We start from the raw sequence: 16,592 nt of genomic DNA on the forward strand, positions 1-16,592 counted from the left end.
GAAGTGATGAGGTTCACAATAAACCAATGCGTCCTGAATTCAACCAGCAAAATCACAGAGATAATAAATACGCGGGCCGCTTAGCGCATCAGTCAGTACATATGTCGCTCCAGCCCCATAATGTCGAGGATTTTGGTGGCAATCTCCTCGACCGAGTAGTTGGTACTGTTGAGGTAGCGAATCTGATGTGTACGGAACAGCGCTTCCACTTCACCCACTTCCAGCCGGCACTGGCGTAGCGAGGCGTAGCGGGTATTCTCCGCCCGTTCCTGGCGAATGGCCGCCAGCCGTTCCGGATCGATGGTCAGCCCGAACAGCTTGTGCTGATGCGCGCGCAGCGCAGGAGGAAGCTTGAGGTTATCCATATCATCGGCAATAAAGGGGTAGTTGGCTGCGCGAATACCAAACTGCATGGCAAGATAGAGGCTGGTCGGAGTTTTGCCACAGCGCGAAACGCCCAGCAGGATCACCTGAGCATCTTCGAGTCCGCGCAGTGAGATCCCGTCATCATGCGCCAGGGTGTAGTCAATCGCGGCGATACGCGCATCATATTTACCCAGGTTATTCGCGGTCAGTCCGTGAGTGCGGTGTGCCACCGGCATAGAGGAGACGCCCAGTTCACTCTGCAGGGGAGCCACCAGCGCCTGCACAATATCCTGACAAAACCCCTCACTCTCCAGAATGATGTCGCGAACCTCAGGCGTAACGATGGAAAAAAAGACCAGCGGCCGCACGCCGCTGCGCTGCCAGAGCGCGTTGATCTGCGCTTTGACCGCCTGGGCGCGCTGCACGTTTTCTACAAACGGCAGGGTAACGCTGTGCGTATCAACCGGAAACTGCGAGAGCACTGCGTGGCCCAGCACTTCTGCTGTAATGGCGGTGCCGTCTGAAATATAAAACACGCTGCGTTCAGTGCTCATTGAAAAGTGCTCTCTGAATGAATAGTGAATTAACCGATTTCATTTCAAATTAAATCGAAATGAAATATCCATATGCCGCCGTGCTCAGACCGGAATAGTGTCATACCTGACGTTAATAGCATCATAAAGAAAAAGCGATAAATAAACGTCCGCGCCCGCCACAGTTTCATAAATGACGCGCAGACTCTGTCTGATGTCGTTTGCGCAACAGCAATCCGCTGATAATGCTATAAAAATGGAAAATTCGTTATTGCAGCAAGCTGTTAGTAATAATAGCGCCGTTTGCGCAACGTCAGCCCCGGCAGGTAATAGTCTGATTTTGTCTCTCTTTTTTTGCTTTAACGATTCAACACTTAGTCTTTATAAACCAGTTATGCCAGGCTGCTGTGGCGAATAGCAAAATGTTCCATGTGCCCTAATCATTTAAAAGGATCATCTCAATGTCCAATCAAGACCAACAATCGCTAGTGCTCTGGTATAACCAGCTTGGCATGCATGATGTTGATCGGGTGGGAGGCAAAAATGCCTCTCTTGGAGAAATGATTACCAATTTGTCGTCGCTGGGCGTATCCGTCCCGAACGGCTTTGCCACGACGTCTGACGCGTTTAATCAGTTTCTCGACCAAAGCGGACTGAACCAGCGCATTTATGCACTACTGGATATCACGGATATTGATGACGTGGCGGCGCTGGCCCAGGCGGGCAAGCAGATCCGCCAGTGGGTCGTGGACACGCCGTTTCAGCCGGCGCTGGAAGCGGCTATTCGTACTGCTTATGAGCAGCTTTCTGCTGATGATGCCGACGCCTCTTTTGCCGTCCGCTCATCCGCGACTGCCGAGGATATGCCTGACGCCTCATTCGCCGGGCAGCAGGAGACCTTCCTCAACGTACAGGGGTTTGATGCCGTGCTGGTGGCGGTTAAGCACGTATACGCCTCGCTGTTTAACGATCGGGCTATCTCATACCGCGTGCATCAGGGCTACGATCATCGCGGCGTGGCGCTCTCGGCCGGGGTGCAGCGTATGGTTCGCTCCGATCTTGCCGCCTCTGGCGTGATGTTTACCATTGATACTGAGTCAGGTTTTGATCAGGTCGTCTTTATCACTTCAGCCTGGGGGCTGGGTGAGATGGTGGTACAGGGTGCGGTCAACCCGGATGAGTTTTACGTGCATAAACCGACGCTGGCGGCAAACCGCCCGGCTATTGTCAGGCGGACGATGGGGTCTAAAAAAATCCGCATGGTGTATGCCGATTCTCAGACGCATGGCGAGCAGGTGCGCATTGAGGATGTAGAGCAGGCAACGCGCGATCGTTTCAGCCTGACCGACGACGAAGTACAGGCGCTGGCACGCCAGGCGGTGCTGATTGAACAGCACTACAAGCGCCCGATGGACATCGAGTGGGCAAAAGACGGGCATACCGGCAAGCTCTATATCGTACAGGCGCGACCGGAAACCGTACGCTCGAATGGTCAGGTGATGGAGCGCTACAGCCTGCAGGGCACGGGCCAGGTGCTGGTTGAAGGACGCGCCATCGGTCACCGTATCGGTGCGGGTGAAGTCAAGGTGATCCACGATATCAGCGAAATGCACCGCATTGAGAAGGGCGACGTGCTGGTCACCGATATGACGGACCCGGACTGGGAACCTATCATGAAAAAAGCGTCGGCTATCGTGACCAACCGCGGCGGACGCACCTGCCATGCGGCGATCATTGCACGTGAGCTGGGGATCCCGGCGGTGGTGGGATGTGGTGATGCCACCGATCACCTGCGTGACGGGCATAAAGTGACGGTTTCCTGCGCCGAAGGCGATACCGGCTACGTCTACAATGACCTGCTCGATTTTGAGATCGCCAGCTCTCAGGTCGACTCGATGCCCGATCTGCCGCTTAAGATCATGATGAACGTCGGTAATCCCGATCGCGCGTTTGACTTCGCCTGTCTGCCCAATGAGGGTGTCGGCCTGGCGCGGCTGGAGTTTATTATCAACCGCATGATCGGCGTGCATCCTAAAGCGCTGCTGGAGTTTGATCAGCAGACGCCGGAGCTACAGCAGCAGATCCGCCAGATGATGAAAGGCTTTGACGATCCGGTTGAGTTCTATATCGCGCGCCTGACGGAGGGGATTGCTACCCTGGGCGCCGCCTTTGCGCCGAAGCGCGTGATTGTGCGCCTGTCCGATTTTAAATCGAACGAGTACGCCAATCTGGTCGGCGGAGAGCGCTACGAGCCGGAAGAGGAGAACCCGATGCTTGGTTTCCGGGGGGCCGGGCGCTACGTTGCTGACAGCTTCCGCGACTGTTTTGCGCTGGAGTGCGAAGCCGTGAAGCGGGTGCGCAATGAGATGGGGCTGAGTAACGTTGAAATCATGGTGCCTTTTGTGCGCACCGTTGACCAGGCGGAAGCGGTCGTGGCTGAACTGGCGAAGCACGGGCTGAAGCGCGGTGAAGCGGGTCTGAAGGTGATTATGATGTGTGAAATCCCGTCAAACGCGCTGCTGGCAGAACAGTTTTTGCAGCACTTCGACGGTTTCTCCATCGGTTCCAACGATATGACGCAGCTGGCACTGGGGCTGGATCGCGATTCTGGCGTGGTGTCTGCTCTGTTTGATGAGCGCAATGAAGCGGTGAAAGCGCTGCTTTCGATGGCGATTCAGGCCGCAAAAAAACAGGGCAAATATGTCGGTATCTGCGGACAGGGTCCTTCAGATCATCAGGATTTTGCCGCGTGGCTGATGGAGCAGGGCATTGACAGCCTGTCGCTTAATCCGGATACGGTGGTGGAAACCTGGCTGAGCCTGGCTGAGATTGACTCTGCTCAGCGCGCTTAACCTCTGAACATGACGCGTAAGGTTATACCGTACGCGTCATGATTCATGCAGGCTTAAGCTGCGGATGAGCCACTGTTTCAGCATAATAACCCTGAGTTTTAGCTGCTAAGCATCCCGCCTGTTCAGATAGCACGCAGTGCTACAGCGGGCGCTGAATGCAGGCCAAAAAAAAGCCCATCACAGGGGATGGGCAAAGACTACACACAGCAATTCTTTTACGTTACTCAGGGGAAAAAGGTTGTTTAAAAATCAGTAGGTTGATTTCCAACATGAGAAACATATTATTTATTGCGCCTGCTATAGTCTTTAAGAATCCTCTTATTAGTTTAAAGCTGATAATCTTTTATCGCCTTTTTTGCCCGCTGCATCGGGCGATTCAGTATGAAAAATAATCATTCCAGCCAGCGAAACGTCGTTAAGCGCTAAAAATCGCGTTTTTTCTTAAAAACCGTTTATGAAAAACAGCGTGCCTGAAAAATGCCCGGGCATGAATGTTCAGGCCGCTGCGACCATCAGAGGTATCAGGGCAGCTCTTCATGCTCTGTCAGCGCTTCAATTGCCGTTTCCACATCATCATGCGGCGCCGGAGCCTCGTGCATCCAGACTGAAACCAGGCGATAAGAGACCGCCAGCACGACCGGGCCGATAAACAGGCCAATCATGCCAAAGGCGATCAGGCCGCCGATAACACCTGAGAGGATCAGAATCATGGGTAAATCGGCACCCATGCGAATCAGCACCGGACGTAACACGTTGTCGAGCGTGCCGACAATACAGCTCCAGACCAGCAGCACCGTGCCCCACGTCGTATCACCGCTCCAGTAGAGCCAGATAATCGCGGGTACCAGAACAATCAGCGGACCCAGCTGGACCAGGCAGGTCAGGATCATCAGCACCGTCAGCAGCGTGGCATAAGGTATGCCCGAGATCGCCAGTCCGATCCCGCCTAATACCCCCTGCACCAGCGCCGTGACGACAACACCCAGCGCAACGGCCCGTATTGCCTGTCCGGCCAGCAGCACCGCAGCATCGCCACGGGGCCCCCCCATACGGTAGGCGAAGTGGCGGATACCCTGTCCCACCTGCTCACCGCGCCAGTAAAGCAGCACGCTGAATAACAGCATCAGCGCCAGATGCAGCATAAAGCGGCCAAAATGTCCCGCCTGTGCGACAAAGAAGCCCGTGGTGCGACCAATATAGGGCTGCACCTGACGCATGATCGCTGAACCGCCGCCATCCACCAGCTTATGGTAACTGACATAGAGCTTGTTGCCGGCATACGGGATCTCCCGCAGCCAGGCGAATTCCGGCATCAGCAGATGGCGCTGAGTAGCCCAGGCGATAACCGGGGCGCTGTTGTCAATCAGGCTGCTGACCAGCAGCGCAATCGGAATGATAAACAGCAGCAGCAGCAGAATCGTCATGGCGATAACGGCCAGGGAGCGGCGTCCCCACAGCAGATGCTGCAGGCGAATCATGAGTGGCCAGGTTGCGATAACAACCATGCTTGCCCAGGCAAAGCCCAGAATAAAAGGCTGTACCACCCAGAGACAGGCGATAATCATCAGCAAAATAAACATCAGTGAGAACAGCAGTTGCGGCAGATCCACACCGCGTTGCAGGCTTTTCATAACAGCGATTTAACCTCAGTTAATCCTTCAGGAAGGGCCCCTGGCCCGGGATCATCATGCGCTATTTCCTGAAAATTAAACAGGAAAAGCAGGGCCACAGAAGCGGGGAAGGGAAATGCCAGCAGACAGGAAAAAAATGTGATACAACCAGACGTTAAAAAATTACTACGCAAACGTTTACAACATCCCGGTCACGACACCATGATCCCACAAATTCCGCAGGCTCCTGGCCTGGTTCAGCAAGTTCTCGCCTTTTTGCAGGCGCTCAAAGAGCAGGGTTTTACCGGCGATACCGCTACCAGCTATGCCGACCGTCTCTCACTCTCTACGGATAACAGCATCTATCAGCTTCTGCCGGATGCGGCACTGTTTCCGCGTTCGACCGCAGATATCGCTCTGATTGCGCGGCTCGCCGGTGAGGACGCTTTTGCCAGCCTGACGTTTACGCCACGCGGCGGCGGCACCGGCACTAACGGACAGTCGCTGAATCAGGGCATTGTGGTTGATATGTCGCGCTACATGAACCGCATTCTGGAGATCAACACCGAACAGGGCTGGGTGCGGGTTGAGGCGGGAGTAGTGAAAGATCAGCTCAACGCCTGGCTCCGGCCATACGGTTTCTTCTTTTCCCCGGAGCTCTCCACCAGTAACCGCGCCACGCTGGGCGGCATGATCAACACCGATGCCTCAGGTCAGGGATCGCTGGTATATGGTAAAACTTCCGATCATGTCGAGGGGTTACGCGCGGTGCTGCTGGGCGGCGATATCCTTGATACGCGCGCCATACCGGTGGCGCTGGCGGAGCAGCTCGCCGCAACGCCGACGCCTGAGGGCCGCATCTACCAGACGGTGCTGCAAAGCTGTCGTGAGCAGCGCGCGCTGATCCTTGAAAATTTTCCAAAGCTTAACCGCTTCCTGACCGGTTACGATTTACGCCACGTCTTCAGTGATGACATGCAGCAGGTCGATCTCACGCGGCTGTTGTGCGGTGCCGAGGGCACGCTGGCGTTTATTACGGAAGCGCGTCTTGATATCACGCCAATCCCCAAAGTCCGTCGTCTGGTTAACGTTAAATATGAGTCTTTCGACTCCGCGCTGCGCAACGCTTCATTTATGGTAAAAGCGCAGGCGCTGTCAGTGGAGACGGTGGATTCAAAAGTACTGAATCTGGCGCGGGAAGATATTGTCTGGCACTCCGTTAAAGAACTGATCACCGATATCCCGGATAAAACGATGCTGGGACTGAATATCGTGGAGTTTGCCGGCGATGATGGCGCACTTATCGAACAGCAAATCGCCCGTCTCTGCGACCGGCTGGATACGCTGATGACTGAGCGGCAGGGTGGCGTCATAGGTTATCAGATCTGTAATGAACTGGCTGAGGTCGAGCGTATTTACGCGATGCGTAAGAAGGCGGTTGGCCTGCTGGGCAATGCACAGGGGCGCGCCAAGCCGATTCCGTTTGTGGAAGATACGGCGGTGCCGCCGGAGCAGCTGGCCGATTATATTGGTGAGTTTCGCGCGCTGCTGGATAGCCACGGCCTGAGCTACGGTATGTTTGGCCATGTTGATGCGGGCGTGCTGCACGTGCGTCCGGCACTGGATATGTGCGATCCGCAGCAGGTGCTGCTGATGAAGCAGATTTCAGATGAAGTGGTCGCGCTGACGGCCCGTTACGGCGGGTTACTGTGGGGGGAGCATGGCAAAGGTTTCCGCGCGCAGTATAGTCCGGCCTTTTTCGGTGAAACGCTGTTTACCGAGCTGCGTCGTATCAAACGCGCGTTCGATCCCGATAACCGGCTGAATCCGGGTAAAATCTGCACGCCGCTGGAGAGCGATGCGCCGATGATGCAGGTGAATGGCGCGATGCGCGGCGATCTGGATCGTCAGATCCCGCTGACGGTACGCACCAGCTGGCGCGGCGCGATGGAGTGCAACGGCAACGGCCTCTGCTTCAATTTTGATGTGCGCAGCCCGATGTGCCCGTCGATGAAAATCACCCGCAATCGTATTCACTCGCCGAAAGGACGCGCGACGCTGACGCGTGAATGGCTGCGCCTGCTGTCGGAGCAGGGCGTTGATCCTGACCAGCTTGAGCAGGCGCTGCCGCAGCAGGGAGCCAGCCTGCGTATGCTGATCCAGCGTACACGTAACAGCTGGCACGCTAACCGCGGAGAGTACGATTTTTCCCATGAGGTAAAAGAGGCGATGTCGGGCTGTCTGGCCTGTAAAGCCTGTTCGACCCAGTGCCCGATTAAAATCGATGTGCCCGATTTCCGCGCGCGCTTTTTACAACTTTACCATACGCGCTATCTGCGACCGGTCAGCGATCACCTGGTGGCCAGCGTAGAGAGCTATGCGCCGCTGATGGCGAAAGCGCCAAAGGTGTTCAATTTCTTCCTGCAGCAGCCGTGGATGCGCGAATTCAGCAAAACGCATATCGGTATGGTGGATTTGCCTCAGCTCTCCGCACCTAACCTTAAACAGCGTCTGAGCGGGCATCCGGCAATGAACCTGACGCTGGAGCAGCTGGAAGCGATGGATAGCGCAGCGCGGCAGCAGTGCGTGCTGGTGGTGCAGGACCCGTTTACCAGCTACTACGAAGCGCAGCTGGTGACCGACTTTATTTCACTGATTGAAAAGCTGGGTTACCGTCCGGTGCTGCTGCCTTTCTCTCCCAACGGCAAAGCGCAGCATGTTAAGGGGTTTCTGCAGCGTTTCGCCCGTACCGCAGCGAAAACTGCTGAACTGCTCAATCGGGTGGCAAAACTGGGGATCCCGATGGTCGGGGTCGACCCGGCCACTGTGCTCTGCTATCGCGATGAGTATCAGCAGGTACTGAAAAGCAAGCGCGGTGATTTCAGCGTGCTGCTGGTGCATGAGTGGCTGCAGCAGGCGCTGGCTGATGGCGTAAATCAGCCGGTCAGCGGCGAGCCCTGGTATCTGTTTGCGCACTGTACGGAAGTGACCGCGCTGCCCGCTACGCCGGATCAATGGCAGAAGATATTTGCCCGCTTCGGTGCCCGGCTGGAAAATATCAATACCGGCTGCTGCGGCATGGCGGGGACGTATGGCCACGAGGCGCAGCATCTGGAGAACTCGCTCGGCATCTATGCGCTCTCCTGGCATCCGCAGCTGCAGCGGCTGCCGCGCCAGCGCTGTCTGGCGACCGGCTTTTCCTGTCGCAGCCAGGTAAAACGTGCCGAAGGCAACAGCATGCGTCATCCTTTACAGGCGCTGCTGGAATTGATGTAAACAAAATGTAGGAGCCGTCACAAAGCTGGATTAGAATATCCAGCCAGCGTGGCGGACAAAATCACGCTGCAGGCCCGTTATCTGGTCCCAGTCGCCGCTTTGTGCAAGCTTTTGGCATAAATGCGTCAGCGACTGGCGGGCGAACTGATACGCCTGCAGGCGAAACAGCCGGTCACGGTCATCGTTGCCCATCTCCTGAATCAGGCGATGGTGCAGCTTGCCTAAGGCGTGCAGATAGCTGCGATCGTCGCCGTTGATATCGCAGATTTCCGCCATATCCAGGCAGGTATCGTTAAACCGGCGCAGCTGCTCCAGTGAGCACTCTGGCCGGTTGAGTCTGGCTTCGGCCAGATAAAAATCTACGGTGATGTCGCGCACGGCAAATCGGTAGTCGCTGATTTTGTGTTGTAACCAGGCTGAAACGGTACGTGTCATAGCGCCGCCTAAATAGTTAATGATAATCATTATCATATTAAACTGCGTCAGGAATGCAATTCCCGCTAAAGAAATATATTGATGTCTGTAACCTGTTACTAAAATCGGCAATAACAATCTCTTTACATTCGGTAAAGGCGTAACCTGTATACAGGTTAATTGCTTTAGGGCCGGTTTTTATAAAATGTTACGATATCAATAGGTTGTAATATTTGTCCCGAATAAAAACTGTCTGTTACAGGCCGTACTAAAGGGACTATGCTTAATAATTAAGCAGAAAAAACAGCACGAGATGATTATCCCTGCAAAACAAGAGGTTGAAGTGATAGGCGATATCACTACCATAGGGGGATAGCCTGAGAAGGTCCAGACTTGCGAGGTACAACGATGTCATCAGTAAACGCCGCGTCCTTTTCGCCTGACGATTTTGTCTGGAAAGGACTTACGCTGACCGAGTCGGCAGCGAAACAGATCCTGACTCTGGTTGAACAGGACCCGGAAGTAAAGGGTCTGAAACTGAGCGTGAAACAATCTGGCTGTGCCGGTTTTGGTTATGTCATGGATCTGGTAAAAAAGCCAGCCGATGACGATCTGCAGTTTGAGCAGTTTGGCGCAAAACTCTTTGTGCCGCTTCAGGCAATGCCGTTTGTCGACGGCACCGAGCTGGACTACGTCCGTGAAGGCCTGAACCAGATCTTTAAATTCAATAACCCTAAAGCTCAGCACGCCTGCGGGTGCGGTGAAAGCTTTGGCGTCGAGTAAGTGAAATATGTCACGACATAGCGAAGCATCTGATGATGTACAGACCTGGGAAGGCAAGCTCAACTACAAAGAGGGCTTCTTTACCCGGTTACAAACCGACGAACTGGCACACGGCATTAATGAAGATGTCGTGCGTGCGATCTCGGCTAAACGTAACGAACCCGAATGGATGCTTGAGTTCCGGCTCAAGGCTTTCCGTGCCTGGCTTGAAATGGAAGAGCCGCACTGGTTAAAAGCGCACTATGACAAGCTCGACTATCAGGATTACAGCTACTTTTCTGCGCCATCATGCGGGAACTGTGACGACAGCTGCGCATCTGAGCCGGGTGCAACCCAGGCGTCGGGCAGCGTGGCCTCCAGTGACTACCTGACTCAGGAAGTGGAAGACGCGTTTAATCAGCTGGGTGTTCCGGTACGTGAAGGTAAAGAGGTCGCTGTCGATGCGATTTTCGATTCCGTGTCGGTCTCAACCACCTACCGTGACAAGCTGGCCAAACAGGGCATTATCTTCTGCTCATTTGGTGAAGCGATCCATGACCATCCGGAACTGGTACAGAAGTATCTGGGTACCGTCGTGCCACACAACGATAACTTCTTTGCTGCGCTTAACTCAGCGGTAGCCTCCGATGGCACCTTTGTTTATATCCCGAAAGGGGTACGCTGCCCGATGGAGCTGTCGACCTATTTCCGCATCAACGCGGCGAAAACAGGTCAGTTTGAGCGCACCATTCTGATTGCAGATGAAGACAGCTATGTCAGCTATATCGAGGGCTGCTCGGCGCCGGTACGTGACACTTATCAGCTGCACGCAGCGGTCGTTGAAGTCATCATCCATAAAAATGCTGAAGTGAAATATTCCACGGTACAGAACTGGTTCCCTGGCGGTGAAGGTGAGGGCGGTATCCTCAACTTCGTTACCAAGCGCGCCCTGTGCGAAGGCGATCACAGCAAGATGTCCTGGACGCAGTCTGAGACCGGCTCTGCGATTACCTGGAAATATCCAAGCTGTATCCTGCGCGGTGACTACTCCGTAGGTGAGTTCTACTCGGTTGCCCTGACCAGCGGTCGCCAGCAGGCGGATACCGGTACTAAGATGATCCATATCGGTAAAAACACCAAATCGACCATTATCTCTAAAGGGATATCGGCGGGTAAAAGCCAGAATACCTACCGCGGTCTGGTGAAAATCATGCCGACGGCAACCAATGCGCGTAACTTTACGCAGTGTGACTCGATGCTGATTGGTCCCGATTGCGGTGCGCATACTTTCCCGTATGTAGAAACGCGCAACAACACAGCGCAGCTTGAGCATGAAGCCACTACGTCACGTATTGGCGAAGATCAGATGTTCTACTGCCTGCAGCGCGGCATCAGCGAAGAAGATGCGATCTCTATGATCGTCAACGGCTTCTGTAAAGATGTTTTCTCCGAGCTGCCACTGGAATTTGCCGTGGAAGCACAAAAACTGTTAGCGATCAGCCTTGAGCACAGTGTCGGCTGATGCCACACGCGTTGCCGGAAGCAATGTGAAGGAATAAGTATGTTAAGTATTAAAGATTTACAGGTTAGCGTTGAAGATAAAGAGATTTTGCGCGGTCTGAACCTGGAAGTTAAACCAGGTGAAGTCCACGCCATTATGGGCCCGAATGGCTCAGGTAAAAGTACGCTTTCAGCAACGCTGGCGGGTCGCGAAGATTACGAGATCACCGGTGGCTCCGTCACCTTTAAAGAGAAAGATCTGCTGGCGCTGGAACCTGAAGAGCGTGCCGGAGAAGGCATCTTTATGGCGTTCCAGTACCCGGTAGAGATCCCGGGTGTCAGCAACCAGTTTTTCCTGCAGACCTCCGTTAATGCAGTACGCAAATATCGTGAGCAGGAAGAGCTGGATCGCTTCGACTTCCAGGATTTTATCGAAGATAAGATCAAGCTGCTGAAAATGCCGGAAGATTTGCTGACGCGTTCAGTTAACGTCGGCTTCTCCGGTGGTGAGAAGAAGCGCAATGATATTCTGCAGATGGCGGCGCTGGAGCCGGAACTCTGCATTCTCGATGAGACCGATTCGGGTCTGGATATTGATGCCCTGAAAATCGTGTCTGAGGGCGTTAACAGCCTGCGCGACGGTAAGCGCTCTTTCATCATCGTAACGCACTATCAGCGTATCCTGGATTACATTAAGCCGGATCACGTGCACGTTCTTTATCAGGGTAAAATCGTTAAGTCTGGCGACTTTTCACTGGTGAAACAGCTGGAGGAGCAAGGCTATGGCTGGCTTACCGACGAAGAGTGATAATGCCCTGCAGCAGTGGCACCATCTGTTTGAGTCTCGCGGCGAGCAGCGCTCGCTGCAGGCGCAGCAGCACTGGCAGCAGCTGATGCGTGAAGGCTTGCCCACCCGCAAGCATGAAAACTGGAAATATACGTCGCTGGAGAGCCTGCTGGGACAGCACTTTGTGCTGCCTTCCGCGCAGAGTCTCAGCCGTGAGCAGGCGGATGCGCTGGCGCTGCCGCTGGACGCGGTACGACTGGTATTTGTTGATGGCCGCTTCCAGCCTGCGCTGAGCAGCACGGAAACCGATTTGTTTGAGATCCAGCACGTTCAGGCAGCTGAGCGTCGCGATTTACCGGCGCCGGTACAGCCGGAGATCTTCCTGCATCTGACAGAGAGCCTGGCAGAAGAGGTGACGACGATTCGTCTGGCGCGCGGCAAAGCGGCTACCCGCCCACTCTACCTGCTGCATATCACCAGCGGTCAGGCAGATGCGCTCAATACCGTGCACCATCGTCATCATGTAGAGCTGGAGCAGAGTGCGGTAGCGGAAATCGTTGAGCACTATGTCACGCTGAATGACGCGGCGCACTTTACCGGCGCGCGGATCACCTTTGCCGTAGCAGATAATGCGCAGCTGAAACATACCAAGCTCGCCTTTGAAACCAGCAGCAGCTATCACTTTGCGCATAATGACATTGTGATGGGTCAGGATGCGCGCGTCAGCAGCACCAGCTTCCTGCTGGGCGCCGGCCTGTCACGTCATAACACCAGCACGCAGCTGAATGGCGAAAACAGCGAGCTGGCAATGAACAGCTTGGTCCTGCCGGTGGGCAGCGAAATCGCAGATACCCGCAGCTATCTGGAGCACAACAAAGGCCACTGCCTGAGTCGTCAGCTGCATAAAACCATTTCGCGCGAAAAAGGCCGTGCCGTCTTCAATGGTCACATCAAAGTGGCACAGCACGCGCTGAAAACCGATGGCCAGATGACCAACAATAATCTGCTGCTGGGCCGGCTGGCGGAAGTCGATACCAAGCCACAGCTGGAGATCTACGCCGATGACGTAAAATGCAGCCATGGTGCCACCATCGGCCGCATTGATGATGAGCAGATGTTTTATCTGCGCTCGCGCGGTATCGCTGAAGAAGCGGCGCAGCAGATGATCATCCACGCTTTTGCCGCCGAACTGACCGAAACGCTGGATGATGACATTCTGCGTCAGGCGGTGCTGGCACGCATCTCACAGCGTTTCCCTGGAGTACATTCATGAGTTTCGATTCCGAACGAGTCAGAGCGGAGTTTCCGATCCTGAGTCGTGAGGTCAACGGACACCCGCTGGCCTACCTTGACAGCGCGGCCAGCGCGCAGCGTCCGCTCGCGGTAATCAACGCGGAAAGTCATTTTTACCAGCACGGCTACGCCGCCGTGCATCGCGGCATCCATTCGCTTAGCGCGCAGGCCACCAGCGATATGGAAGCGGTACGCGCGCAGGCTGCGGCCTTTCTGAATGCGGCTTCGCATGAAGAGATTATCTTTGTTAAAGGCACAACCGAAGGCATTAATCTGGTAGCCAATAGCTGGGGCGGCAGTCAGCTGCAGCCCGGTGACAATCTCATCATTACCGAGATGGAGCATCACGCTAACATTGTGCCGTGGCAGATGGTGGCACAGCGCACCGGTGCTGAGATCCGCGTCCTGCCGCTCAGCGATAGCGGTGAACTGGCTACAGAGCAGCTTGCTTCGCTTATCGACAGCCGTACCCGGCTGCTGGCGGTCACGCACGTCTCTAACGTGCTGGGCACCGTTAACCCGGTTAAGGCGCTGGTCGCTCAGGCGAAAGCAGCCGGCCTGGTCACACTGATTGATGGCGCGCAGGCGGTGATGCATCACGCCGTTGACGTGCAGGATATCGACTGTGATTTCTACGTTTTCTCCGGACATAAGATTTACGGTCCGACCGGTATCGGCGTACTCTATGCGCGTAAAGCGCTGCAGGAGCAGATGCCGCCGTGGGAAGGCGGGGGGGCCATGATTGACCAGGTCATGCTGCCGGTGGGAACCACCTGGAACAGCGCGCCGTGGCGCTTTGAAGCGGGTACGCCTAATACCGGCGGTATCATCGGTCTGGGTGCTGCACTGAATTGGGTAAGTGAACTGGGTCTTGACGCTATTCATGCACGCGAAAGCGCGCTGATGCGTTACGCGCTGGACAAACTCGCTTCAGTACCGGACATCGTGCTTTATGGTCCAGCGCAGCGCAGCGGGGTAATCGCCTTTAACCTGGGTAAACATCACGCCTTTGACGTTGGCAGCTTCCTCGATCAGTATGGTATTGCCATTCGCACCGGTCACCACTGTGCGATGCCGCTGATGCGCCACTATGCCGTACCGGCGATGTGTCGCGCCTCCTTCGCGCTCTATAATACCGAAGATGAGGCAGATCGGCTGGCCGCTGGCCTGACGCGTATCCATCGCCTGCTGGGCTAAGCAGATTTCAGGAGTAACAGATGGCGAACCTGCCGGAAAAAGAGAAGCTGGTGCGCAACTTTAATCGTTGCGCTAACTGGGAAGAGAAGTACCTTTACATCATTGAGCTGGGTGCAAAATTACCAGAATCCTCTGAAAGCCTGCATCAGCCTGAGTATGTCATTTCAGGCTGTCAGAGCCAGGTCTGGATCCGCATGACGCCGCAGGCGGACGGATCGATGGCGTTTGAAGGGGATAGCGACGCAGCTATTGTTAAGGGATTGATTGCAGTAGTATTTAGCCTCTATCAGGGGCTGAAGCCGCAGGAGATCCTCGAGCTGGATGTGCGCCACTGGTTTGCGGAACTGGCGCTGACTCAGCACCTGACGCCAACGCGTTCTCAGGGGCTGGAAGCGATGATCCGCGCTATCCGGCATAACGCTCAGCAGCTCTGCTAAGGTACACTCTTCAGACCCCGGTTTAGCCGGGGTCTTTTCCATCCAGAAAGAGAAACCTGCATGAAACCTGCGTTACGTTTAGCTGGTGCACTGCTGCTGTCCTGCTTTGGACTCTCTGCACCTTCAATGGCTACTGAATATCCTCTCCCTGCCGACGACAGCCGCCTGATCGGCGAAAACGTTCTGACCACTATCTCTGATAAGAAACAGCCGCTGGAGAGCGTGGCAGCGCGCTACAGCACAGGACTGCTCGGCCTGCTGGAAGCAAACCCCGGCGTTGATCCCTGGCTGCCGGCGGCAGGTACGCAGATCACCGTGCCGCTGCAGATGCTGTTGCCGGATGCGCCGCGCAAAGGGATTGTGGTTAATCTGGCTGAGCTGCGCCTCTACTACTATCCGCCGGGAGAAAACCGCGTGGTGGTCTATCCGATCGGCATTGGCCAGTTAGGCGCTGCAACGCCCGACATGGTAACGCGTATCAGCCAGAAAATTCCCAACCCGACCTGGACACCGACGCCAAATATTCGCAAGCGCTATGCGAAAGAGGGCGTGACGCTGCCGGTGACGGTTCCGGCCGGCCCTGACAATCCGATGGGGCTATTCGCCCTGCGTCTGGCGTATGGCAAGGGACACTACCTGATTCACGGCACTAACGCTGACTTTGGCATCGGCATGCGCGTCAGCTCCGGCTGTATTCGCCTGCGTCCCGCTGATATTGAAGCGCTGTTCAACAGCGTCCCGGCAGGCACGCGCGTTCAGATTGTTAATCAGCCGGTGAAGTACGCCATCGAACCAGACGGTAAACGCTATATTGAGGTTCATCAGCCGCTGTCGCGCAGTGAAAAAGATGATCCGCAGACGCAGCCGCTGGTGCGCAGCACCGCTCTGAAAGCCTTTAGCCGCAGTGCGAAAAGCGACAGTGCGCTGATTGAGGAGGCGATGACGCGCCGTTCAGGTATGCCGGTGCTGGTCAGCAGCGGCGAGCCGGTTGCCGCAGAGACGGCAGAGCAGGTTGCAGCAGAGCCGCAGGGCTGAAGTCAGCCGGTCAGACAGCGCCACCGGGCGCTGGAATCAGCATAAAAAAAATGGTGCCACCAGGGCACCATTTTTCAAACCAGAACTCTTACTTACGGTAAGAGTGAGCCTGGTTGTCCAGACGCTGGTTAGCGCGAGCTGCGTCATCTTTAGCAGCCTGAACGTCAGAACGCACTGCGTTCACGTCGTTGCTCAGCTGGTCAACTTTAGCGTTCAGAGTCTGAACGTCTGAAGACAGCTGGTCGATTTTAGCGTTGCTTGAGCAACCAGCCAGCAGAGTTGAACCCAGGATTACCGCGCCCAGTACCAGTTTAGTACGTTTCATTTTATACCCTCTAGATTAAGTTAATCTCCATGTAGCGTTACAAGTATTGCACAAAGCTTTTTAAGTTGAGAATAAATTTTTGATGAGAACATGCTTAAATTTGATCGTTCGCTCAAAGAAGCAGCATCTGGCAGAATATGATGAAAATATTTAGCGAAAACAGAGGGATTTAATCGGATTAACCTTAATTCCACAACATATTGAA

The 16,592-nt window shown here is 55.0% G+C and carries 13 protein-coding genes and 1 other RNA gene; 9 read left to right on the forward strand and 5 right to left on the reverse strand.

Translation table 11 applies throughout. The features are described from left to right. Positions 1 to 92: 92 nt before the first annotated feature. A complete protein-coding gene (gene ppsR, locus B4056_RS06735; protein ID WP_039384092.1) occupies positions 93 to 920 on the reverse strand; it encodes a posphoenolpyruvate synthetase regulatory kinase/phosphorylase PpsR in 828 nt (275 codons plus the stop codon). Between the two features lie 440 nt (positions 921 to 1,360). Here ppsR and ppsA point away from each other — a divergent pair, with 440 nt between their 5' ends. Beyond that, positions 1,361 to 3,751: a phosphoenolpyruvate synthase gene (gene ppsA, locus B4056_RS06740; protein ID WP_071668771.1), complete on the forward strand. Its 2,391-nt coding sequence runs from the start codon at positions 1,361 to 1,363 to the stop codon at positions 3,749 to 3,751. A gap of 162 nt (positions 3,752 to 3,913) precedes the next feature. On the opposite strand, the gene rprA is transcribed toward ppsA, so the two are convergent. Further along, an RNA gene (rprA, locus tag B4056_RS06745) (antisense sRNA RprA) lies at positions 3,914 to 4,022 on the reverse strand. Between the two features lie 250 nt (positions 4,023 to 4,272). Continuing rightward, a complete protein-coding gene (ydiK, locus tag B4056_RS06750) occupies positions 4,273 to 5,382 on the reverse strand; it encodes an AI-2E family transporter YdiK (RefSeq protein WP_288654189.1) in 1,110 nt (369 codons plus the stop codon). Positions 5,383 to 5,583: 201 nt separating this feature from the next. On the opposite strand from ydiK, the gene ydiJ reads away from it, so the two are divergent. Then, entirely contained in the window at positions 5,584 to 8,637 is a 3,054-nt protein-coding gene (gene ydiJ / locus B4056_RS06755; protein ID WP_288654190.1) for a D-2-hydroxyglutarate dehydrogenase YdiJ, read from the forward strand. Positions 8,638 to 8,667: 30 nt separating this feature from the next. Here ydiJ and B4056_RS06760 read toward each other — a convergent pair whose 3' ends face one another. Further along, the gene (locus B4056_RS06760) at positions 8,668 to 9,072 is read right to left on the reverse strand and encodes a hypothetical protein (RefSeq protein ID WP_039385821.1); all 405 of its coding nucleotides are present in this window, start codon (positions 9,070 to 9,072) and stop codon (positions 8,668 to 8,670) included. A 387-nt stretch (positions 9,073 to 9,459) separates the two neighbouring features. On the opposite strand from B4056_RS06760, the gene sufA reads away from it, so the two are divergent. The 7 genes from sufA to B4056_RS06795 are packed head-to-tail and all read left to right on the forward strand — an operon-like array spanning position 9,460 to position 16,062. After that, entirely contained in the window at positions 9,460 to 9,834 is a 375-nt protein-coding gene (sufA, locus tag B4056_RS06765; RefSeq protein ID WP_094111255.1) for a Fe-S cluster assembly scaffold SufA, read from the forward strand. Positions 9,835 to 9,841: 7 nt separating this feature from the next. Next, positions 9,842 to 11,335, forward strand: a complete 1,494-nt coding sequence (gene sufB, locus B4056_RS06770; protein ID WP_039384104.1) for a Fe-S cluster assembly protein SufB — start codon at positions 9,842 to 9,844, stop codon at positions 11,333 to 11,335. Positions 11,336 to 11,374: 39 nt separating this feature from the next. After that, positions 11,375 to 12,121, forward strand: coding sequence for a Fe-S cluster assembly ATPase SufC (gene sufC / locus B4056_RS06775; RefSeq protein WP_039384106.1), 747 nt, complete (start codon positions 11,375 to 11,377; stop codon positions 12,119 to 12,121). Further along, entirely contained in the window at positions 12,096 to 13,373 is a 1,278-nt protein-coding gene (gene sufD / locus B4056_RS06780; protein ID WP_039384107.1) for a Fe-S cluster assembly protein SufD, read from the forward strand. The genes sufC and sufD overlap by 26 nt, the downstream gene beginning before the upstream one ends. Then, positions 13,370 to 14,590 carry a cysteine desulfurase SufS gene (sufS, locus tag B4056_RS06785; RefSeq protein WP_104084800.1) on the forward strand — a complete coding sequence of 407 codons (1,221 nt, stop codon included), beginning with the start codon at positions 13,370 to 13,372 and terminating at the stop codon, positions 14,588 to 14,590. The genes sufD and sufS overlap by 4 nt, the downstream gene beginning before the upstream one ends. Positions 14,591 to 14,610: 20 nt before the next feature. Further along, the gene (gene sufE, locus B4056_RS06790; protein WP_071668772.1) at positions 14,611 to 15,027 is read left to right on the forward strand and encodes a cysteine desulfuration protein SufE; all 417 of its coding nucleotides are present in this window, start codon (positions 14,611 to 14,613) and stop codon (positions 15,025 to 15,027) included. 60 nt (positions 15,028 to 15,087) lie between these two features. Then, the gene (locus B4056_RS06795) at positions 15,088 to 16,062 is read left to right on the forward strand and encodes a L,D-transpeptidase family protein (protein WP_288654191.1); all 975 of its coding nucleotides are present in this window, start codon (positions 15,088 to 15,090) and stop codon (positions 16,060 to 16,062) included. Between the two features lie 88 nt (positions 16,063 to 16,150). Here B4056_RS06795 and B4056_RS06800 read toward each other — a convergent pair whose 3' ends face one another. Beyond that, positions 16,151 to 16,387 carry a major outer membrane lipoprotein gene (locus B4056_RS06800; RefSeq protein WP_039384115.1) on the reverse strand — a complete coding sequence of 79 codons (237 nt, stop codon included), beginning with the start codon at positions 16,385 to 16,387 and terminating at the stop codon, positions 16,151 to 16,153. Between the last annotated feature and the right edge of the window lie 205 nt (positions 16,388 to 16,592).

Origin of the sequence: Pantoea sp. UBA7232 (assembly GCF_002473195.1) — a bacterium.
GTDB lineage: Bacteria > Pseudomonadota > Gammaproteobacteria > Enterobacterales > Enterobacteriaceae > Pantoea > Pantoea eucrina.